This is a genomic window from uncultured Anaerococcus sp. (assembly GCF_937934665.1).
Taxonomy (GTDB): domain Bacteria; phylum Bacillota; class Clostridia; order Tissierellales; family Peptoniphilaceae; genus Anaerococcus.
The window spans coordinates 26,997-48,952 of record NZ_CALGYW010000058.1; the positions used below are offsets into that span (position 1 = coordinate 26,997).

General features: G+C 31.6%; 26 protein-coding genes. 25 read left to right on the forward strand and 1 reads right to left on the reverse strand.

Features of this window, described 5'->3' with window-relative positions; genetic code table 11:
• The 12 genes from Q0410_RS02760 to Q0410_RS02815 all read left to right on the forward strand — a co-directional run bounded on the left by Q0410_RS02760 (position 1) and on the right by Q0410_RS02815 (position 10,874).
• Positions 1 to 2,181: a bifunctional (p)ppGpp synthetase/guanosine-3',5'-bis(diphosphate) 3'-pyrophosphohydrolase gene (locus tag Q0410_RS02760; RefSeq protein WP_299032621.1), complete on the forward strand. Its 2,181-nt coding sequence runs from the start codon at positions 1 to 3 to the stop codon at positions 2,179 to 2,181.
• Positions 2,181 to 2,630, forward strand: a complete 450-nt coding sequence (gene dtd, locus Q0410_RS02765) for a D-aminoacyl-tRNA deacylase (RefSeq protein ID WP_299032623.1) — start codon at positions 2,181 to 2,183, stop codon at positions 2,628 to 2,630. Before Q0410_RS02760 ends, dtd begins: the two co-directional genes overlap by 1 nt.
• The gene (locus Q0410_RS02770; RefSeq protein ID WP_299032625.1) at positions 2,630 to 3,232 is read left to right on the forward strand and encodes an MBL fold metallo-hydrolase; all 603 of its coding nucleotides are present in this window, start codon (positions 2,630 to 2,632) and stop codon (positions 3,230 to 3,232) included. The genes dtd and Q0410_RS02770 overlap by 1 nt, the downstream gene beginning before the upstream one ends.
• An 11-nt stretch (positions 3,233 to 3,243) precedes the next feature.
• Positions 3,244 to 4,992, forward strand: coding sequence for an aspartate--tRNA ligase (aspS, locus tag Q0410_RS02775; protein WP_299032627.1), 1,749 nt, complete (start codon positions 3,244 to 3,246; stop codon positions 4,990 to 4,992).
• An 8-nt stretch (positions 4,993 to 5,000) separates the two neighbouring features.
• Positions 5,001 to 5,417, forward strand: coding sequence for a SoxR reducing system RseC family protein (locus tag Q0410_RS02780; RefSeq protein WP_299032629.1), 417 nt, complete (start codon positions 5,001 to 5,003; stop codon positions 5,415 to 5,417).
• A 30-nt stretch (positions 5,418 to 5,447) separates the two neighbouring features.
• The gene (der, locus tag Q0410_RS02785; RefSeq protein WP_299032631.1) at positions 5,448 to 6,767 is read left to right on the forward strand and encodes a ribosome biogenesis GTPase Der; all 1,320 of its coding nucleotides are present in this window, start codon (positions 5,448 to 5,450) and stop codon (positions 6,765 to 6,767) included.
• Entirely contained in the window at positions 6,764 to 7,342 is a 579-nt protein-coding gene (plsY, locus tag Q0410_RS02790; protein WP_299032633.1) for a glycerol-3-phosphate 1-O-acyltransferase PlsY, read from the forward strand. Before der ends, plsY begins: the two co-directional genes overlap by 4 nt.
• 8 nt (positions 7,343 to 7,350) lie before the next feature.
• The gene (locus Q0410_RS02795) at positions 7,351 to 8,334 is read left to right on the forward strand and encodes an NAD(P)H-dependent glycerol-3-phosphate dehydrogenase (protein WP_299032635.1); all 984 of its coding nucleotides are present in this window, start codon (positions 7,351 to 7,353) and stop codon (positions 8,332 to 8,334) included.
• Positions 8,335 to 8,399: 65 nt separating this feature from the next.
• Entirely contained in the window at positions 8,400 to 8,984 is a 585-nt protein-coding gene (locus tag Q0410_RS02800; protein WP_299032637.1) for a cell division protein SepF, read from the forward strand.
• Positions 8,985 to 9,011: 27 nt separating this feature from the next.
• On the forward strand, positions 9,012 to 9,779 hold the full coding sequence (locus tag Q0410_RS02805; protein ID WP_299032639.1) for a YlmH/Sll1252 family protein: 768 nt from the start codon (positions 9,012 to 9,014) through the stop codon (positions 9,777 to 9,779).
• Entirely contained in the window at positions 9,776 to 10,216 is a 441-nt protein-coding gene (gene lspA / locus Q0410_RS02810; RefSeq protein ID WP_299032641.1) for a signal peptidase II, read from the forward strand. The genes Q0410_RS02805 and lspA overlap by 4 nt, the downstream gene beginning before the upstream one ends.
• Positions 10,203 to 10,874: a uracil-DNA glycosylase gene (locus Q0410_RS02815; RefSeq protein ID WP_299032642.1), complete on the forward strand. Its 672-nt coding sequence runs from the start codon at positions 10,203 to 10,205 to the stop codon at positions 10,872 to 10,874. Before lspA ends, Q0410_RS02815 begins: the two co-directional genes overlap by 14 nt.
• Here the strand turns inward: Q0410_RS02815 and Q0410_RS02820 are convergent.
• Positions 10,868 to 11,776 carry a ribonuclease H-like domain-containing protein gene (locus Q0410_RS02820; RefSeq protein WP_299032644.1) on the reverse strand — a complete coding sequence of 303 codons (909 nt, stop codon included), beginning with the start codon at positions 11,774 to 11,776 and terminating at the stop codon, positions 10,868 to 10,870. The genes Q0410_RS02815 and Q0410_RS02820 overlap by 7 nt on opposite strands.
• 100 nt (positions 11,777 to 11,876) lie before the next feature.
• On the opposite strand from Q0410_RS02820, the gene Q0410_RS02825 reads away from it, so the two are divergent.
• From Q0410_RS02825 to alaS, 13 genes are all read left to right on the forward strand, one after another.
• Entirely contained in the window at positions 11,877 to 12,986 is a 1,110-nt protein-coding gene (locus tag Q0410_RS02825; RefSeq protein WP_299032646.1) for a cysteine desulfurase family protein, read from the forward strand.
• Positions 12,986 to 14,149 (forward strand): tRNA uracil 4-sulfurtransferase ThiI, encoded by a 1,164-nt coding sequence (gene thiI / locus Q0410_RS02830; RefSeq protein ID WP_299032648.1) that lies wholly within the window; start codon positions 12,986 to 12,988, stop codon positions 14,147 to 14,149. Before Q0410_RS02825 ends, thiI begins: the two co-directional genes overlap by 1 nt.
• Before the next feature lie 98 nt (positions 14,150 to 14,247).
• Positions 14,248 to 14,559: a 50S ribosomal protein L21 gene (gene rplU / locus Q0410_RS02835; RefSeq protein ID WP_299032649.1), complete on the forward strand. Its 312-nt coding sequence runs from the start codon at positions 14,248 to 14,250 to the stop codon at positions 14,557 to 14,559.
• The gene (locus Q0410_RS02840; RefSeq protein WP_299032651.1) at positions 14,559 to 14,876 is read left to right on the forward strand and encodes a ribosomal-processing cysteine protease Prp; all 318 of its coding nucleotides are present in this window, start codon (positions 14,559 to 14,561) and stop codon (positions 14,874 to 14,876) included. Before rplU ends, Q0410_RS02840 begins: the two co-directional genes overlap by 1 nt.
• A complete protein-coding gene (rpmA, locus tag Q0410_RS02845) occupies positions 14,873 to 15,154 on the forward strand; it encodes a 50S ribosomal protein L27 (protein WP_367178691.1) in 282 nt (93 codons plus the stop codon). Before Q0410_RS02840 ends, rpmA begins: the two co-directional genes overlap by 4 nt.
• A 53-nt stretch (positions 15,155 to 15,207) precedes the next feature.
• Positions 15,208 to 16,488, forward strand: a complete 1,281-nt coding sequence (obgE, locus tag Q0410_RS02850) for a GTPase ObgE (RefSeq protein WP_299032653.1) — start codon at positions 15,208 to 15,210, stop codon at positions 16,486 to 16,488.
• Positions 16,489 to 16,496: 8 nt separating this feature from the next.
• Positions 16,497 to 16,781, forward strand: coding sequence for a ribosome assembly RNA-binding protein YhbY (gene yhbY / locus Q0410_RS02855; protein ID WP_299032655.1), 285 nt, complete (start codon positions 16,497 to 16,499; stop codon positions 16,779 to 16,781).
• Positions 16,781 to 17,377, forward strand: a complete 597-nt coding sequence (gene nadD / locus Q0410_RS02860; RefSeq protein ID WP_299032657.1) for a nicotinate (nicotinamide) nucleotide adenylyltransferase — start codon at positions 16,781 to 16,783, stop codon at positions 17,375 to 17,377. Before yhbY ends, nadD begins: the two co-directional genes overlap by 1 nt.
• Complete coding sequence (gene yqeK / locus Q0410_RS02865; RefSeq protein WP_299032659.1) at positions 17,370 to 17,954, forward strand: bis(5'-nucleosyl)-tetraphosphatase (symmetrical) YqeK; 585 nt, start codon at positions 17,370 to 17,372, stop codon at positions 17,952 to 17,954. The genes nadD and yqeK overlap by 8 nt, the downstream gene beginning before the upstream one ends.
• Positions 17,929 to 18,237: a ribosome silencing factor gene (gene rsfS, locus Q0410_RS02870; protein WP_299032661.1), complete on the forward strand. Its 309-nt coding sequence runs from the start codon at positions 17,929 to 17,931 to the stop codon at positions 18,235 to 18,237. The genes yqeK and rsfS overlap by 26 nt, the downstream gene beginning before the upstream one ends.
• 27 nt (positions 18,238 to 18,264) lie before the next feature.
• Positions 18,265 to 18,915 (forward strand): helix-hairpin-helix domain-containing protein, encoded by a 651-nt coding sequence (locus tag Q0410_RS02875; protein WP_299032663.1) that lies wholly within the window; start codon positions 18,265 to 18,267, stop codon positions 18,913 to 18,915.
• Between the two features lie 8 nt (positions 18,916 to 18,923).
• A complete protein-coding gene (locus Q0410_RS02880; RefSeq protein ID WP_299032665.1) occupies positions 18,924 to 19,325 on the forward strand; it encodes an Rrf2 family transcriptional regulator in 402 nt (133 codons plus the stop codon).
• A 9-nt stretch (positions 19,326 to 19,334) separates the two neighbouring features.
• Positions 19,335 to 21,953, forward strand: coding sequence for an alanine--tRNA ligase (gene alaS, locus Q0410_RS02885; protein ID WP_299032667.1), 2,619 nt, complete (start codon positions 19,335 to 19,337; stop codon positions 21,951 to 21,953).
• Positions 21,954 to 21,956 lie beyond the last annotated feature (3 nt).

Sequence of the window (21,956 nt, forward strand, 5' to 3'; positions counted from 1 at the left end):
ATGGCAACCGATTTTAATAAAGAATTTATAAAATTTAAAGAACTTATTCTAAGAAATAATCCTCAAGCGGATATAGACCTTATTAAAAAGGCCTATGATTTTGGTGTTCTACACCATGATGGGCAAAAGAGAAATTCTGGTGAAGACTATTTTATTCACCCAATAGCTGTTGCTTCTAATTTATCTAATATGAAACTAGATGATGAAACCATATGTGCAGGCCTTATGCACGATGTACTTGAAGATACAGATGTAACAAGAGATGAAATGAAAGTAGAGTTTGGCGAGGAAATAACATTTTTAGTTGATGGGGTCACTAAGCTAAAAAAGCTTAACTACACATCTAAAGAAGAAAAGCAAGCTGAAAATATCAGGAAAATGGTTATGGCTATGGCTAACGATGTTAGGGTAGTCCTAATAAAATTAGCTGATAGGCTTCATAATATGAGAACTCTCGAATATATGACAAGGGCTAAGCAGCTTCAAAAAGCAAATGAAACCATAGAAATATATGTACCTTTAGCTCATAGGCTTGGTATTTACTCTCTAAAATGGGAATTAGAAGATCTTTGTTTTAGGTATCAAGAACCGGAAAAATATTATGAACTAGCTGAAATGGTAAGTGTAAAAAGACGTGAAAGAGAAAATTACATCAATGAAATAATTGAAACTTTAACAAAATCTCTCAAACCTACCAAGATACATTTTGAAATTTCTGGTAGGCCGAAGTCTTTATATTCTATAAACAAAAAAATGGAGAGAAATAAGATAGCCTTTGAAGAAATTTATGACCTCACTGCTATAAGAGTAATAGTAGATACCATAGCAGAATGTTATGCTGTCTTAGGAAAAGTACACTCTCTATGGAGACCTATACCAAATAGGATCAAAGATTATATAGGCCAACCTAAGCCTAATGGCTACAGGTCACTTCATACGACAGTATTTGGAGAAGACTCAAAACCATTTGAAGTTCAAATTAGAACACGAAAGATGCATAGGGAATGCGAATTTGGTGTGGCTGCCCATTGGCGCTATAAAGAAAACAAGAAAAGTAAGTCAGAATTTGACGATGCTATGAGTTTTCTAAGACAGATTGTAGAATGGCAGCAAGAAGGCGGCAAGGATGTAAATAATGAAGAGTTTATGGAAACTCTTAAAACCGATTTTTTCTCAAGAGAGATTTACGTATATTCTCCAGCAGGAGAAGTCTATAACTTGCCTATGAATTCATGTTCAATCGATTTTGCCTATAAAATTCATACGGAAGTAGGAAATTCATGTGTAGGAGCTAAGGTAAATGGAAGTATGGTTCCTATAACCCATCCACTTAAGACAGGTGACTTGGTTGAGATTATTACAAGTAAAAATTCTCAAGGACCAAGTAGGGACTGGTTAAATATTGTTAAGAGTAACCAGGCTAAATCAAAAATCAAACAATTTTTTAAGCGCTACGATAAAGAAGAAAATATTGAAATAGGAAAAGCTTCTGTAGCTCGTGACTTAAAAAAATATAAGCAAAATTATAAGCACTTACTTAAAGAAGAATGGCTACTAGAGATTGCAAGTGATTTGGGTTTTCTAACAGAAGATGAGATGTATGCTTCAGTTGGCTATGGAAAAACAACTGCCGAGCAAGTTAGCCAAAAACTTATTAGAAAAGATAAGGAAGAACTTAAAAAGCAAGAATCAGAAAAGCCTTTTGACATTGGAAAAAAGGAAATTAATACTCAAGTTACTAACGAGATAAGAGTATCAGACCTTGATAGTGATGTAGAAGTTAAGTTTGCTAAGTGCTGCACGCCAGTACCAGGCGATCCAATAATTGGTTTTATTACCAAGGGAAATGGAATTTCTGTCCATGTTAAAACCTGTCCTAACATAATTAATTCTAAGTCTCCAGAAAGGTTAATAGATGTTTACTGGCAAAATTTATCTACTGATACTTTTCCAGTTAAAATTCAAATTATATCAGTCAATGGTCCATCTATTTTATATGAAGTATCAAAGATGATGTCTACAGTTGATGTTAATATTTTAAATATTAATGCAAGAACTGATAGTGACTCTGGCATTATGGACTTGGTTATAGAAGTTAAAAGTACAGAACAATTAGATGATGTTATAAAGAAACTAAAGACAATTAAAACTGTCTCAGATGTATTTAGGGTGAAAAGTTAATGAGAGCAATTATACAAAAAGTTACTAACGCAAGTGTCAAAGTTAGTGGTGAGCTAATCTCTGAAATAAGTGATGGTTACTTGGTTCTACTCGCAGTTAAAGAAACTGATGATAAGGATGACCTTGCCTATATAAAAAGAAAAATATCAAATCTAAGAATATTTGAAGATGAAGATGGAAAGATGAATCTAAGTTTAAAGGATACTGGAGGAGAAATTCTCTTAGTAAGTCAATTTACTCTTTATGGAGACGTGCGAAAAGGCAATAGACCATCTTTCACCGAATCTGCCGGCCTTAAAAAAGCAAATGACTACTATGAAAGACTTCGCGATGAACTTATAGATGAAGGATTTAATGTAAAAACCGGTAAATTCCAAGCCTATATGCAAGTAAGTCTAGTAAACGATGGGCCTGTTACAATTATTCTAGATAGTGAAAGGATTGTTTAATGGAAATTAATAAATTTACTCTAGGACCAGTTATGACAAACACCTACCTGGTTCATGAAGATGGTAAGGGTTTTATTGTTGATTGTCCCTACCCATCCAAAGCGCTTGATAAGTTTATAGAAGACAATAAAATAAAAATAGAATTTATTATACTTACCCATACACACTTTGACCATGTTACAGGTCTTAAATATTATAAAGACAAGTTTAAGGTTGATGTATATGCTTCAGAAGATGCTAAAGAATTGGCGGAAAATCCTAACTTTAATTTAGGTCACCATATTAGTAAGCTAGAGGTTCCAATAGATCATTATCTAAAAGATGGGGAAGTTTTTAGTAAGTATAAGATAAAGGCCATAAAAACACCTGGTCATACAAAAGATTCTATATCTTTTGTTTTAGGAAATGATATTTTTACTGGCGATACCTTATTTAGGCTATCAGTAGGAAGAACAGATTTTCCAGGTGGGTCCTTTGAAGAGATTAAAAGCTCTATTCTAAATAAATTGGGTAAATTTGATAGGAGTGCCAAAATTTACCCGGGTCATAACGAAGATAGCACTCTTGGATTTGAATTAGATAACAATCCATTTTTACAATAATGGGAGGAAGTATGGAATTTAAAAGAACACATATGTGTGGAAGCTTAAGAAGCGAAGACTTAGGCAAAGAAGTAGTTTTAATGGGCTGGGTAAGTAAAAAACGTAACCTAGGATCCCTAGTATTTATAGACTTAAGAGATAAGACTGGTATAAGCCAGATTGTAATAAGGGAAGATAATAAGGATAATTACGAAAAGGCTCGTGAAATATCTGCCGAATACGTCCTTGAGGTAAAGGGAAAAGTATTTGAAAGAGAAAGTAAGAATCCTGACCTACCAACAGGTGATATTGAAATCATCGCTGATAAGATCAATATTCTTGATAAGGCTAAAACTCCACCAATTTATATCAAGGATGATGATGATGTTAGCGAAAATCTAAGATTAAAATATAGGTATCTAGATATGAGAAAACCATCAGTTCAAAGAAACCTTAAGCTTAGATCAGATATAGTAAGAACAATGAGAGAATATTTCTATGACAATGATTTTACAGAAGTAGAAACTCCATTTCTAACAAAACCTACTCCAGAAGGAGCAAGGGACTATCTAGTGCCATCAAGGATAAATGAGGGTAAATTCTATGCTCTACCGCAATCGCCACAACTACTAAAGCAGATCTTGATGATAGGATCACTTGATAGGTACTTCCAAGTTGTAAAATGTTTTAGAGATGAAGATCTAAGAGCTAATAGACAACCAGAATTTACTCAGCTTGATCTTGAAATGAGCTTTTCAGATCAAGATAATGTTATAGCTATGAATGAAGGACTTTTGAAGGTACTATTTGATACCTACACAGACTATGATTTAAAATTACCTATAAATAGGATGGATTATAGCGAGGCTATGGAATCTTATGGTTCTGATAAACCAGACCTTAGGTATGGCTATAAGATAAAAGATGTGACAGAAGTTTTTGTAGATAGCGAATTTAAAGTATTTAGAGACAATACTTCAGAGGGCAGATCTGTTAGGGCTATCAATTTTACAGGACTTGCTGAATCATACTCAAGAAAACAATTAGATAAGTTAACTGATTTTGTAAAAGACTATGGCTTAAAAGGCCTATCTTATATTAAATTTAATGAAAACATGCAATCATCAATTAAAAAATTCTTAACTGATGAAGTAGTTGACCAACTAAAGGATAAATTAGATGCTAAAGAAGGTGACTTGGTATTCTTAGCAGCTGATAAGGATAGGACTGTTCTAGAAGGTCTTGGTGCTTTAAGGGTAAAGATAGCCAAAGAAAATGATCTAATTGAAAAAGAATATGCTCTAACATGGGTTGTTAACTTCCCAATGTTTGAATATAGCGAGGAAGAAGATAGGTATGTAGCCCAACACCATCCTTTCACTATGCCTAATGAAGAAGACATAGACTTGCTTTTAACTCATCCGGAAAAAGTTAGGACCCAAGCTTATGATATTGTTATAAATGGTGATGAAATGGGTGGTGGTTCTGTAAGAATAAATAATTCTGACTTACAAGAAAGGGTATTTGAAGCATTAAAACTAAGTGATGAAGATATTAAAAATAAATTTGGATTCTTTATAGAAGCGCTTAAATATGGTACCCCTCCTCATGCTGGACTTGCCTATGGGCTTGATAGGTTGTTGATGCTATTTGCGAAAACTGACAATATCAAAGACATAATAGCATTTCCAAAGACCCAATCTGCAACTTGCCCTCTTACAGAAGCTCCAGCAATAGTAGATGAAAAGGCACTTGAAGAACTTAATATAAAATTGAGGTGATATAATAAATGGCAATGACTAAAGAAGGTTTAGTACTTGAAAATAATAATGGCAATTTAAAAATAAAAGTAGATCGTAATGGCGCATGCGGGTCATGCGCTGCAAACGGATCATGTGCAGAAAGAAAATCCACTGTAATAGAGGTTTTTTCTGCTGATAATATAAATAAGGGAGATAAGGTAATCTTAGAAAGCGATGCTAATGAGATTAATAAAATGTCCGCATTGGTTTATGCAGTTCCAGTAGTTTTAGTAATGATAGGGGCTCTAGCACCTACATTTTTACTTAAAAATTCAGGTGTCGATACTAACCTAATAAGTTTGGTATCTATTAGCCTTATGCTTGCCTTATCTGTACTTTTTTTCAAAAAACTTGATAAGGGAGTCCAAAAAGAAAAACTTATGAAGGTTAGAAAAATCTACTAAAATTTTAAATTATAGAATTGGAGAAAATATATGGCTTTACCAATAGTAACCCTAGTAGGTAGGACAAATGTAGGTAAATCTACACTATTTAATCGCCTAGTTGGAAAAAGAAAATCAATAACAGAAGATGTATCTGGAGTAACCAGGGACAGAATTGTTGATAAGGCTGAGTGGCAAAACAACGAATTCTTACTTGTAGATACAGGCGGTATTGATATATCTAGCAAGGATATGATGGACGTTGAGATAAGAGGCCAAGTTGAGAAGGCCCTTATGGAAACTGACCTAATCTTATTTGTGGTAGATGGCAAGGAAGGTGTAAACCCTCACGATGTTGATATAGCAAATGAGATTAGAAAATATAATAAACCTGTAATCATAGTAGCAAATAAGGTTGATAATATGAAAACACCAGATGACCTATACGATTTTTACTCATTTGGATTTGACAATCTTATTATGATTTCAGCTGAGCAAGCCAAGGGTCTAGGCGACCTTTTAGATGCTATAGTTTCTTTTATAGATTTTTCAAAATATGAAAACCAAGAAGATGAAACTAGAATAGCAATCATAGGTAAGCCCAATGCAGGCAAGTCTTCTTTGGTAAATCTATTACTTAATGAAGATAGGATGATCGTAACAAATATAGCTGGTACAACCCGTGACGCGGTAGATAGTTACTGGACTTATAATGATCATAACTATGTTTTAATAGATACGGCAGGTCTTAGAAGAAAGGCAAAGGTTAGAGAAAATGTTGAATATTATGCTAACCAAAGAACCTTTGATGCTGTAGATAGCTCTGATATTTGCCTATTTTTAATAGATGCAACAGTAGGTGTGACTGAGCAAGATGCAAAAATAGCAGGTTATGCCCATAATAATAAAAAAGCTATAATAATAGCTGTAAATAAATGGGATTTAGTAGAAAAAGATACTAATACTATGGCAAATATGGAAAAGGATATAAGAAATACCCTATCTTTTGCCCTCTATGCACCAATAGTTTTTATATCTGTTAAGGATAATGCTAGAATCGATACCCTCCTTGAGATGATAGAAGTAGTTGATAGTAACTACAGGATGAGAATTAAGACAGGGGTATTAAATACTATCTTACAAGATGCTATGCTTTTGAATCAACCACCACAAGATAAGGGTAAAAGACTTAAGATTTATTATATGAGTCAGGTAGGAACATGCCCTCCAAAATTCCTTTTGTCAATCAACGATAGGGAACTATTACATTTTTCTTACACTAGGTATTTGGAGAATCAAATTAGACAAAATTACTCCCTAATTGGAGTCCCATTTAGCTTTGTCTTTAAGGAGCATAGGGATAAGAAATGAAATACTTAATAATTGCTTTACTATCTTATTTGTTGGGAAGTTTTCCTTTTGGTTATTATATTGGTAAGTACGCTTATAAAAAAGATATAAGAACCATGGGATCTGGAAACATTGGTACAACCAATGCCCTAAGAAACTTTGGGAAAATAGCAGGGCTTGCTACTTTTGCCTTAGATTTTTTTAAGGGATTTATAGCTTGTCTTATAGGAAATAAAATTGCTGGCACTAATGGTATGACTATAGCTATGTTATTTGTAGTACTAGGACATATGTATAGTTTCATCCTTAAATTTAAGGGTGGAAAGGGAATTGCAACTGTATTTGGAGCCTTGGTTTATATAAATCCAACTTTTGCTCTATGTATGTTTGGGGTATTTTTAGTTATTGTTCTAATATCAAGGATGGTATCTCTAGGTTCCGTATGTGTATGTCTAGTTGCTATAGTTGTGAGTCTTATTAAATTTGGATTTACTTATTTTAGCATAAGCTTATCTATACTAGCTATTATTATAGTTATAAAACATAGAACTAATATAAAAAGAATTATAAACGGTAAAGAAAGTAAATTATTCTAGGGGAAAAGATGACAATTTCTATTTTAGGGTCAGGTTCATGGTCGACAGCTATAGCTGATTTACTTGCTGAAAAGGAAAAAGTTTTAATTTACGCAAGGGATGAGAAAGTTGTTTCATCAATTAATAAGGATCATATAAATAAAAAATATTTTCCGAATATTAATATCAATGAAAATATAAAAGCTACTAGCAATCTAAAAGAAATTTTTGAAAATAAATATATAGTTAACGGCATACCAACTCAGCAAGTAAGAAATGTCTTAAATAAGGCGAATGAATTTTTAACTGATGATCATGTGATAATCAACTTATCTAAGGGTCTTGAGCTAAATACTCATAAGAGAATTTCAGAAATTTTCTATGAATTTAATAAAAATATTTCATTTGTTGCTTTAAGCGGTCCTTCTCACGCTGAGGAAGTTATCTTAAAAATGCCAACAACGGTAGTAGCGGCAAGTAAAGATTTAAACCTTGCTATTGAGGTACAAAATATTTTTGTAAGAGATTATTTTAGGGTCTATTCATCAAATGATCTTATAGGTGTTGAGTTAGGTGGAGCCATCAAAAACATTTTAGCTTTTGGAATAGGAATTGCCCAAGGGCTCGGATACGGAGATAATGCTAAGGCAGCGCTCATAACTAGAGGTATCCATGAGATGAGTAAGTTTGCTTGCGAGTTTGGAGCAGAGTTTAAAACTATAAACGGCCTTGCTGGAGTAGGGGATTTGATTGTAACAGCTACAAGTAAACATTCTAGAAATAACAGAGCAGGTATCTTAATTGGAGAAGGGCTAAGCATTGATGAGCTTAGTGATAAAATCAACATGGTTGTCGAAGGTATACCAACAACTAGGTCTGTTTACGAACTTGCAAAAAATAAAAATATTGAACTTCCTATTACTAATGAGATCTATCAAGTTCTTTTTAACAACAAAGATTGCAAGGATTCTGTAAATGATTTGATGATGAGAGACATAAAAAGTGAGTTTTAAATTTTTACTTTACTGTTAATTTAGTATATAATGATAATAAAGAAAACGAGCAAAGGATGATGTAAATGTTTGACAGATTTAAAGAATTCATTGGTATAGATGACAATTATGACGATTATGATGATGAACAAATGTATTATGATGATGAAGAAGTGGAAGATCTAGAAAAAAATAATAGCAGGACAACTTATAGTGATTTATTAGATGACGATAGTAAGGACAGCACTTACTCTATAAATTCATATAAATCTAATAAATCAAGTTTGACTGATTTTTCTGATGATTTTTCTCTAGGAAATTCACATAAATCAGAAAATACAGAAGATAATGTAGTAAGCATAAATAGTAGCAGTAGCTTTACCAGGAGTAGTAATATGAGAATATCAATACAAGAGCCTTTAGACTATGATAATGATGGTCCAGTGGTTATAGAAGAAATCCTTAAAAACAGAGTTGTAGTTTTAAATTTAGAAATGGTAGATAACGACCTAAGGATGAGAATATTTGATTTTGTAAGTGGAGCAGTTTATGCTCTTAAAGGTAATATGAGAAAGGTTACCAAGGGAATTTTTGTCATAACACCAAATGGTGTTGAAATAGATTCTTACGTAGCTGACCAAATTTCAGAAGGAAATTATAATCAATTATAGATCGATTAATTTCGGTCTTTTGTTTTTATGGCATTAGTATATAATTTAGATCATATAAGTGATAAAGGGAAAAAGACAAATATTAGAAAAGCCTTATCTATTTTAGAGAAGGCTTTTTATAAGAAAATAGAAACAAAGTCATTCTTTCTAGATCCCTTTGAACAAAAAATAATTGGTGAAATTGCGGAGAAAAATTCAATTGATATATGCTTTTTGGGAGGAAATCCAGATTCAGAGAGAAAAATATTTGTGGCAAACTATTACTACGAACCTCTCTACACCCCCAATTATATAAACGTATTAAGCTTTAAATCCGAAAATATAACTCATCCTGATGTCCTAGGTGCGCTTTTAAGTCTTGGTATAGATAGAAATGATATTGGCGATATTTCAATTCTTGAAGATAGGGTAGAGTTTGCTATTAGTATAGATCAGGCAAGTTTTGTTGAATTTAACCTCAACAAAATTAGAAATGAAAGTATAAAAATAAAGACTAAAGAAGGTAGCAAGCTTGATTTGATAAAACCTAGTTATGATCTCCTTAGTGGTTTTGTATCAAGCTTAAGGTTAGATAATATACTAAGTCTTTTTCTTTCAATTTCAAGAACAAAAGCTAAGGAAATAGTAAAATCTAAACTTGTTAAAGTTGATTTTCAAACTATTGAAGATCCCTCTTATCAAATTGATGAAGAAAGCTTAATTTCTGTTAGAAGATTTGGAAGATATATTTTTGACGGCATAGATGGCATAAGTAAAAAGGGAAATAACCACATAAGATATAGGAAAATAAAATGATATATATAATAATAATTATCCTTGGCCTTATTCTAGATAGGTTAAGTAAGGTATACGCAATCAACAATTTTATAGAAAACCCAATAGAAGGACCCTTAATAAACCTAACATATTTGGAAAATAGGGGAGCAGCTTTTGGTATTTTACAGGATAAGAGGGTTTTCTTTCTCCTAATAACAATAGCCATAGTCTGCTATCTTCTATATTATTTTTATAAATCATATAAGACTAATCCAACAATTTTAAATATAAGTCTTTCGATGATTATCGCAGGAGCTTTAGGTAATTTCTATGATAGGCTTATTAATGGGTATGTAGTAGACTTTATTGAATTTTCATTCTTTAATTTTCCAGTATTTAATATTGCTGACATTTTTGTAACCTTGGGCTGCGCCTTAATGATAATATATATAATTTTTATCCATGAAGATAAGTAATGATTGGGGCCTTATCCTAAAAGACGAATTTGAAAAAGATTACTTTAAAAAAATAGAAAGTTTTTTAGATAAGGCTTATAAAGAAAATGTGGTCTTTCCACCTAGAGATGAAATATATAAGGCTTTGGAATTATCAGCTTTTAAAGATACTAAAGTTGTAATTTTAGGTCAAGACCCTTATTACAATTACGGTCAGGCTCAGGGTTTATCTTTTTCAGTAAATGAAGGAGTAAAATTACCTCCTTCTTTAAAAAACATATATAAAGAACTGGGAACTGATCTTGGAATCAAATATCCCTCAAGTAGTTCTTTGATTGCTTGGGCTGAACAGGGAGTCTTATTATTAAATGCAAGTCTTACTGTTGAAGAAAAAAAGCCTAACTCTCATAGTAAGATAGGTTGGCAAATATTTACAGATAAGATTATATCTCTATTGAATAATAGAGAAAAGCCGGTAGTATTTATTCTCTGGGGCAATTTTGCTAGAAGTAAGAAAAATCTAATAACAAATCATAGGCATTTGATAATAGAATCAGTCCATCCATCACCGTTATCTGCTAGGCGTGGATTTTTTGGAACAAGGCCATTTTCAAGGGCGAATGACTTTTTAAAGTCAAATGGCATAAAAGAAATAAATTGGAAAATAGAGAATCAATAATGATTCTCTATTATTTTTTTGCATAAATTTAATAAGTTTTTGAAATTATAAGTAGAGTTTTCCCTAATTATGAGCAGGCCATCGTTGATATCAATCTCAGATTCATTTTTTATATCGAAAGTATTTATGCTGACAAAGCCATTATCTACCTCGTTAAATTTTCCATACAATACGTGAAGATTCAAAGTTATTGTCTTTTTTTTGATACTGATTTGGTAGTTATTTTCAGCAACAAAAAGATCATTTAAAATATTTTCTGACTGATATTCAAAATTTCCTATATCTTTATTAATATTTGCCCTGCTAAGCCAAAATTTTCCAATCTTACTTTCTATGCTCAATTTATTAATATATAAATTTTCTATATAAGATAAAGCTTCGGTTGCTATTAAATCATTTTCGTTATGTTTTAGGATAGGTTGTGGCCTGTCTCTTGTAATGATATCGTCTGTAAGTTTACTTATGACCTTATATCGGCTAGGATCATCTCTATTAATTCCTATAAGCTTTTCTATATTCACAAGCTTCATAGATTCATAAGAAAAAAACTTTGAATTCTTCTTAATAATTTTATAGATATCAAGACTTTCTTCTATAAAAACAGGCATTAATTGATGGGCTATGAGTCTTGAATTTAGAAAGGGAATATCAAAAGTATCACCGTTAAAGGTAATTAGCCTTTTTCCTTTTATTTCTCTTAGGAATATTTTTAATAGCCTAATTTCTTCATTATCATTTTCTGCAAAATATTGAAAAATATAGGACTTATTATTTTCCTTTTTAACTAGACCCAATAATACTAATTTATCTGTCTTAAAATCAAGTCCTGTAGTTTCTATATCTAAAACAAGGTCTTTATTATTTAGTTTTTCTCCTTTTATTCTTATTTTTTTACTAATCATAGCTACACTATACTATTTTTACCAACTAATATTAGTTATGAAAAAAGCAATCTTGTATTCTATAAAAGCTCTAATATAATGATATAATTGAGGTGTATATATGATATATTTAGATAATGCTGCAACAACTAAGATGTATGATGAGGCCCTAGAGGCCTATGTGGATGTTTGTAAAAACTATTTTGCAAATCCAAGCGCTCTTCACTCATATGGGATGGATGCAGAAAATTTAATTAAAGATACAAAAAAATATATAGGAAAATTAATATCAGCAGACGAGTCAGAAATATTTTTTACAAAATCAGCAACAGAATCAAATAACATAGCTATAAAGTCCTTTGATGGCCTAGCTCTTACAAGTAAAATTGAGCACTCTTCTGTTTTCAATACCTTTAAAAATGCAAATTTTAAAGAAGTAAGATATATAGCAAATGATAGGTATGGCTTTATAGATGAAGAAGACCTAAGAAATAAATTAGATAAGGATGTAAATTTTGTATCTTTTATCTATGTAAATAATGAAATAGGTACAATTCAAAATATAAAAAAATTAACTAAAATTATTAAAGATTTCAATAAAGATATAGTTATTCACATAGACGCTACCCAAGCTATGGGTAAAATTCCATGTGATGTAAACAATTTAGGTGTCGACATGATGAGCTTTTCTGCTCATAAATTTCATGGTCCTAAGCAATTAGGTGGCCTTTTTGTTAGAAAAGAGATTCAAGGTAAAATTAAACCTATTCTAGATGGGGGATACCAAGAGATAATATCATCTGGAACAAATAATCCACCTGCTATATACGCTTGTGGGATTGCTCTTAAAAAGCAAGCAGAGTCAAATGAATACCAATATATAGAAAAATTAAACCAATATTTAAGAAGTGAGATCGAAAAAAATATAGAAGATTCATATATTATTTCACCCTTAAAATCATCTTCTCCCTATATACTTGATGTAGCCTTTGCCAATATAAAGTCTGAAGTTCTGCTACATATGCTTGAAGAAGAAGAAATTTATGTATCGAGCGGTTCAGCTTGCTCAAAGGGTGATTATAGTAGGATTTTAACAGCTCTTGGCATTGATAAAAGATATATGGATGGGGCGATTAGATTTTCTTTTTCAGCTGAAATAACAAAAGAAGACTTAGACTTTACTTTAAAAATACTAAAAGATAGTATAGAAATGATAAGGATGGTAATTTAATGGAATGGATGTTAGCAGTAAGCTTTGGAGAAATATTTCTCAAAGGAAAAAATAGACATGTTTTTTATAGAACAGCTATAGATAACATAAAAAGAAATTTAAGAGATATTCCTTATGAAAAAATGTATTCAGAATCTTCTAAGCTTTATATTAAAGCTGATAAAAAAGATTTTGAAAAAATAAAGGATAATATCTTAAAAGTATTTGGCATATCTTATGTTGCCTATGTAATTAAAACAAATAAAAATATAGAAGACATATATAAGGCTTGTAGGATTGACCTAGAAGAATATTTTTCAGATAAGCCTTATACTTTTAAAGTTGAAACAAAAAGAACTGATAAGTCCTTTAAATATAAATCTCCAGAACTTTCCAGTAAGCTAGGGGGCTTTATTTTGAGAGACTTCCCAAATTTAAAAGTTGATGTGCATAATCCTGATTTTAGGGTATTTGTTGATGTAAAAGATAATGTTTACGTTTATTCTAAGAGGTTTGAAGGATTAGGAGGACTACCAATAGGTTCTTCTGGTAAGGGGCTTTTACTACTGTCAGGTGGAATTGATTCACCAGTTGCGGGTTTCATGGTTGGAAAAAGAGGTATGAAGATAGATTGTATTCACTTCCACTCATATCCATTTACCTCAAAAAGAGCCCTACAAAAAGCCTTAGATTTAGCAGAAATTATGTCAGCCTATACTGGTAGAATGAAGATTTATTCAGTGAATTTAGCAAACATTTATAAGGCGATAAACCAAAATTGTGACAGAAGAGAAACAACTATCTTATCTCGTAGGTTTATGATGAGAATTGCTAATAAGATTTCTGAAGAAAATAGCTATCAGGCCCTAATTACGGGAGAATCATTAGGACAGGTGGCAAGTCAAACTATAGAATCTGTATCTGTAATAAATGATTCATCAGAAAGACCTATCCTAAGGCCACTAATAGCAATGGATAAGAAGGATATAATAGAAATTTCAAAGAAGATTGGTTCCTATGAAAAATCTATCGAGCCTTATGATGATTGTTGTTCAATTTTTGCTCCAGATAGTCCAGTCACTAAACCTAAGCTTAAATATATAAAAAAGAGTGAAGAAAATCTTGATATCGAAGCTCTAGAAAATGAGGCTATAAGCAAGATGGAAATCATAGAAATTGCTTGACAAAATTATAATAAGGGAGTAGTATATATGAGTAGACCGCTCAGCTAGGGCTCTGATCCCCGAACGCTGGCGAGAATATAAGAATTAGGAGGCTTTCCATGTACGCAATTATTAAAACAGGTGGAAAACAATACAAAGTATCAGAAGGTGACTTGGTAAGAGTTGAAAAACTTGCTTACGAAGTTGGTGAGACTGTAGATTTTGATCAAGTACTATTAGTATCCAATGACGGTGAACTTAAAGTTGGTTCTCCATTAGTTGAAGGTGCTAAGGTATCAGCAACAGTTGAAGATCAAAATAAAGATAAGAAAATTGTTGTTTATAAATTTAAACCTAAAAAACAATACAGAAAAAAACACGGCCACAGACAACCTTATACTTTAGTAAAAATTAATAGCATAAGTCTTTAATGATCGTTATTGATTTATTAATCAATAAGAAAGACGAAATAGTAGGTTTTGAAATAAGAGGTCATGCCAACTATGATGAATACGGCAAAGACCTTGTATGTTCAGCTGTAACTATACTTGCCTATAGCTGTGTAAATACTCTTGATAAATATACAGATGATACTGAATTTTCTGATGATGAAGTAGTTATGTCATTAGAGATTTATAATCCAAATAGGGATACAAGTATTATCTTTGATTACTTTAAGACAGGTATAGAAACACTTTTAGGTAATTATAGCAGCTACGTAAAATTAAATTATAAGGAGAAATCATGATATTAAATATTAATTTACAAAGATTTGCAAGTAAAAAGGGAGTTTCATCTACAAAAAACGGTAGAGACTCAAGAGCTAAAAGACTTGGTGTTAAAAGAGCTGATGGTCAGTTTGTAAACGCTGGAACAATCATTGTTAGACAAAGAGGAACAAAAATTCACCCAGGTAATAACGTTAAAAGAGGTGCTGATGATACTCTTTATGCATCATGTGAAGGTGTTGTAAAATTTGAAAGAAAAGGCAAAAGCAGAAAACAAGTATCTGTTTATGCACAATAAGAGATAAAAATTAAGCTTGCCTTTGGCAAGCCTTTTTTTATGAAAGGAAACCTATGATTGATATAGCAAAAATAAGGCTTAAGGCAGGAGATGGTGGTAATGGTGCTGTTGCCTGGAGGAGAGAAAAATACGAACCTACCGGAGGTCCTGCAGGTGGAGATGGCGGTGACGGTGGCTCTATTTATATAAAAGCAACAAGAAACCTATCTACACTAGAAGAATTTAGATATAAGAAAGATTTTAAGGCTCAAAGTGGAGAACAGGGTGGAAAGAGTAAAAAATTTGGCAAAAAAGGCGAAGACCTTTATATACCAGTCCCTGTTGGTACACTAATTAGAGAAGCTGAATCTAATACCATAATCAAAGATATGAAAAAAGATGGGGAAGAATTTCTAATAGCCAAAGGCGGTAGGGGAGGACGTGGTAACGTCCACTTTAAAAACTCTATTAGACAGGCACCTAGATTTGCTGAATCTGGAAAAAAGGGTCAAGAAATTGATTTGGTTTTTGAACTAAAAGTCCTTGCTGATGTTGGTCTAGTTGGACTACCTAATGTAGGTAAATCAACTCTTCTATCCGTAATTACAAAGGCTAGGCCCAAAATAGCAAACTATCATTTCACTACCATTGATCCTAATTTGGGGGTTGTTAAAGTTGATAGAGAAAGAAGTTTTATAGTAGCAGATATAGCAGGACTTATTGAAGGTGCAAGTGAGGGCACTGGATTAGGACATGATTTTTTAAGACATATAGAAAGGTGTAGGGTATTAATTCATATAGTTGATATATCTGGCATTGAAGGACGAAATCCAATAGATGATTTTAAACTAATAAATAAAGAATTAGAACTCTACAATAAAAACTTGTCTAAAAAACCTATGATTGTAGCACTTAATAAATCAGAACTAGATAGCAATGACAATGCTAGTAAATTTATCGAAAATTTTGGAGATAAGTATAAAATTTTCAAAATTTCTGCTGCAACTACTTCGGGTATAAAAGAAATGATAGATTATGTTACAGAAGAACTTGAAAAATCAAGTGAAGAAGAATTTAGTTTATATGAAAAAGTAGATGAGGACTTTTTAGATGAGTTCTATAATAAAGAAGTAGATTTTGATCTAAATATAAAAAGAGAAAATGACATTTACCTTGTATATGGTAAGAGGGTTAATAATCTCTTAAAGAAAGTCAATATAGATGATTACGATTCAATGATTTACTTTGAGTCTACTCTACGAGAAATGGAAGTATTTGATAAACTAAAAAAAATGGGAATTGAAGACGGAGATAATGTTGCAGTAGGCGATATTGTCTTTGAGTATTATGAATAGGAGGAATTATGTTGACAGGTAAACAGAGAGCTATGCTAAAGCAAGAAGCTCACGATTTTAAACCGATAATAAATATTGGTAAGCTATCTATATCAGATAAACTACTTGAAGCCATTGATGAAGCTCTTGAAGCTAGAGAACTTATCAAGGTAAAAATTTTAAATAATAACCTAGATGATGCTGATTATATTATCGATACTATAATTGAAAAATTAAACTGTGAATTTATATCACATATTGGTTCAATAATAACTATCTATAGAAAAAACGATAATAATTTTTATAATCTATAATGAGAATAGGTTTATACGGTGGGACTTTTGATCCAATTCACTTGGGTCACTTAATAGTAATTGAAAATGCAATTAATGAATTAAATTTAGACAGGGTAATAATTCTTCCAAGTTCAAACCCGCCTCATAAAAAACACAAGGATAAAACCAAGGCAGATATTAGAGTAGAAATGGTAGCAGAGGCTATTAAGGATAATCCCAAAATAATTTTATCCAGCTATGAATCTGCCAATAATAAGGTCATCTATACCCACGATACCATGGAATATTTTATAAAAAAATTATCAAACCATGAGATATTTTATATTATGGGCGAAGATTCATTTGTGACCATAGATACATGGAAAAATTATAAAAAAATTCTTGATTATAATATCATCGTCTTTTCTAGAGAAAATATCGGAGATAATCAAGAACTTATTAAGAAAATTGAAAAAGTTAAAAAAGATAATCCAAATATATTTCTGATAGATTTATTAAATATCAATATATCTTCGACACTTATAAGACAACTAGCTAAGGAAGGGAAAAGTATAAAGTATTTAGTAAAAGATGAAGTTCAGTATATAATTAATAGCAGGTGTTTGTATGAATAAATTAGAAGAGATGAAAACTAAGTTGAGAAATGATATAGGAGAAAAAAGATATAAACATAGCCTAAGAGTAGCGGAGAAAGCAAGAGAACTTGCTGGGAAATTTAACGTAGATAGCAAAAAAGCCTATCTTGCAGGTCTTATTCATGACTGTGCAAAATATAACGAGAAAGCCTATATAAGAGAGCTTAAAATTGATCTTTCAAAATATCCTATCAATTCAACCAAGGACCCTGTCTTGCATTCATTTTTAGGAGCAGAAGTAGCAAAAAAAGTGTATAATATATACGATGAGGATATATTAAGGGCTATAAAATATCACACAACTGGAAGAGCTAATATGAGTGATTTGGAAAAAATAATCTTTATTGCTGATGCTATAGAACCAGGAAGAGATTTTAAAGGAATTAGTAAACTTCGTAGCATTTCCTATAGAAATTTGAATGAGGCAATGCTAGCCTTATTAGATAACAATATAATTTTTTTGATAGGAAGAAAAGCTTTAATAAATCCATTAAGCTTTGATGCGAGAAATTACTTTATTGAGGAGAAAAATGGAAAAATTAGATATAATAGTTAAAACATTAGAAGATAAGTTAGCTGAGGATATAAATGTTATAAAGCTTGAAGATTCATCTGTAGCTGATTATTTTGTAGTTGCTACAGGTAATTCTATTAATCAAACTAGAGCCTTAGCTGATTATATAGAAGAGGATCTTCACAAGGAAGGTTATGAACTTTTATCAAAAGAGGGACTCCGTGAGGGAGAATGGATTTTAATTGATGCAGGTGATATTATTATCCATATATTTACTCAAAAACAAAGAAAGTTTTATGATTTAGATAATTTGTGGGAGAATTAATCTCTCACACCTATTATAGGAGTTAGTATGCCTAAGGATAAGAAAGATAAAATAATTTTTGCAGGAGTAATAGTTCTAGTCTTTCTTTTAGCAAATATTTTGTCAAATGATAGTATAAAAGATATATTTACTAAAAATGAAGACGAGATTATAATGACAAATACTACAGAAGAAAAAGATGAAATCAGTGAAAAAATCGAAGAAAGTTCAAATAATTTATCTAATGAAGATAAAAAAATTTATATATCTGGAGAAGTAGTTAACTCTGGTGTGTATGATATTAAAGACGGAGATAGGCTAGATGATCTTGTTAAAAGAGCAGGAGGCTTTACTGAAAAAGCTGATTTAAATTCTATAAACCTTGCCATGAGGTTAGAAGATCAGATGAAAATATACATACCCAATATTGATGAAAATCAAAACAAAAGTACATCTGATACTAACCTAGCCATTGGCGAGATTAATACTAGTAATGCTCATACGCAAAGTCAAAAGATAAACCTTAATCTAGCGACTAAAGAAGAGCTTATGAGTCTTCCTAATATCGGAGAGAAAAGAGCTCAGGCTATCTTAGACTATAGGCAAGAAAATAAATTTCAAAAAATTGAAGATATAAAAAATGTTAGCGGAATAGGTGATAAGTACTTTGAAGCTATGAAAGATTTGATTACAGTATAGGGGTATATATGAAATTATCTACTAGAGGTAGGTATGGCTTAAGAGCAATATGTTATATAGCAGAAAATCAAGAAAAAGGGTTTATACCTGTCTCTGAAATAAGTGAAAATTTAAATTTATCAGAAAATTACTTAGAACAATTAGTAAGAATGTTAAAAAAAGACGGCTTGATCAAATCAAGCAGAGGCCCAAAGGGTGGTTATAAGATCAATAGGGATTTAGAAAGTATAACTATAGGTCAAATTCTAATAAGTTTAGAAGGAGATATGACTACAAGTGAATGTGTAAGTGGTAAGGTAAATTGTAATGATAAATGCGATGCCTATGATCTTTTCACCAAACTTGATTACCTAATAAACCAAGCTGTTGATTCCATTACTTTGGAAGATATTGTTAAGCATGAAATTTAAGGAGAACTAATGAATAACTTAGGAATGAATGAGCTTAGAAAAAGCTATTTAGAATTTTTTGGAAATGATAAAAACCATACAGTATTAAAATCATTTCCATTAACACCGATCGATGACGATACACTTTTATTAATAAATGCGGGTATGGCGCCACTTAAAAGATATTTTACCGGTGAACTTAAAATTAAAAATAACAGGGCTACTTCATCACAAAGATGTGTAAGAACTGGCGATATTGAAAGAGTTGGTAAAACAGAGCGTCATGGTACCTTCTTTGAAATGCTTGGAAATTTTTCGTTCGGAGATTATTTTAAAAGAGAAGCCATTACCTGGGCTTATGAATTCCTAACAACAAAACTAGAGATTAGCAAGGATGATTTATGGGTTACTGTATTCTATGAGGATGATGAGGCTTATAATATTTGGCATGATGAAATAGGAATGCCTGCCGAAAGAATCTTAAAACAAGGTAAAGAAGATAACTTTTGGGAATTAGAAGTAGGTCCTTGTGGTCCTTGTTCTGAAATTTTCGTTGACAGGGGTGTAGAGAAAGCTATTGATGAAAATGATAATAAACCTGGAAATGACGACTCAGATAGGTTTATGGAAGTATGGAATTTAGTATTTACTCAGTTTAATAAAGATAACCAAGGTAACTACACAGACTTAAGTCACCCTAATATAGATACAGGCATGGGTCTTGAAAGAATAGCTATGGTTCTTCAAGGTAAGGACAATATTTTTGAAATAGATGTAATGAAAGAAATCATATCAGAAATAGAAAAACTTTCTAATAAGACCTACAAAACTAACAAAGCTGATGATGTTTCAATGAGAGTAATTGCAGACCATGCTAAGGCGATGACTTTTTTAGTATCTGACGGTGTTATTCCATCAAATGAGAAACGCGGTTATGTTTTAAGAAGACTTATAAGAAGAGCCTATAGACACGGTAAACTTTTAGGAATAGAAGGAGCCTTCCTAAATAAAATTGTAGATAAGGTTATAGAAACATACAAGGCTGAATATGATGAACTAATTACCAATAAGGAAAATATCCATCAAATTATTAGTGATGAAGAAGACAGGTTCCAAAAGACAATAAACCAAGGTCTAGAAAAACTTGATGATCTTATTTCCGATATGGAAAAAAACAGTGAAAAAGTTTTAGATGGTAGTGAAGCCTTTAAGTTATACGATACTTATGGATTTCCACTTGACCTTACTAAGGAAATTTTAGAAGAGAAAAATCTAGATGTAGATGAAGATAAGTTTGAAACTGAAATGGAAAATCAGAGAAATCTTGCAAGAAATGCAAGAAAGACTGATAACAACCATAAACATGATAACTTAATTACTGACCACTTAGAAAAGACAGAATTTGTTGGATATGATAGTTTTGATATAAGTGCAAATGTTATAGCTATATTTGAAGAGGGCGAGGAAAAAACTTCGATAAAAGCTCCAGGTAAAGGTATAATAATAAGTAATAAGACTTCATTTTATCCAGAAGGCGGCGGAGAAGTTGCCGATACAGGATTCATCAAATCTTCTGATGGATACGCAAAAGTTGTTGATGTACAAAAGAAAAATGATATTATTTTTCACTATGTAGAACTTACAGAAGGTGAAATTAATAAAGATACTGAAGCTCAATTTGTTATAGATATAGAAAGAAGATTAGATATTCAAAGAAACCATTCTGCTACCCACCTTTTAGACAAAGCTCTTAAAAACGTCTTAAAACAAGACATCAAACAGGCAGGGTCTTTAGTAGATGAGAATAGATTAAGGTTTGATTTCACTTATAACAAGGCACTAAGCCAAGATGAATTAAAGGCTATAGAAGAAGAGATTAACATCAAAATCAGAGAACAATTACCTGTAAAAAAAGAATACATGGATTATAAAAAATCTGAAGAGTTGGGTGCAGTTGCTCTATTTGAAGATAAGTATAAGGATGTTGTAAGGGTGGTATCAATGGGAGACTACTCAATAGAACTTTGCGGTGGTTGTCACGTAAATAATACAGCAGAGGTTTTAATGTTTAAGATTAAATCTGAGACATCTGCTGCAGCTGGTGTTAGAAGAATAGAAGCTATAACCGGTAGGGCAGTTTATGAAGATTTAATAAGAAAAGAAACAACAATTAAAGAAATTGCAAAGAGTCTAGACACTAAAGTGAACACCATTTTATCTAGAATTAATTCTCTAAAATCTGATATTGATGAGAAAGATAGTGAGATTAAAAGACTAAAATCTCAATCAAATAAAGATGTATACGGCGAATTAAAAGATAAAATAAAAAATATAAATGGTGTTAACCTACTAATAGCAAAATTTGATAATGCGAGTATTGATGAATTACGTGATTTAGAAAACAGGTTTAAAACCGAATATGATAATTTAATCATTGTCTTTGCTACAGTTAGTGATAAGATTGTCTTTACTGTTTCGGTTGATGATAATTTAACTGATAAGTACAACGCAGGCAAAATAGTAAGAGAGATAGCTCAAATAACAGGTGGTAACGGTGGAGGTAGAAAGAATTTCGCCCAAGCCGGAGGAACTGATATTGATGCCTTAGCCAAAGCCTTAAACAGAGCTTATGAAATCATAAAGGAGTAAAGG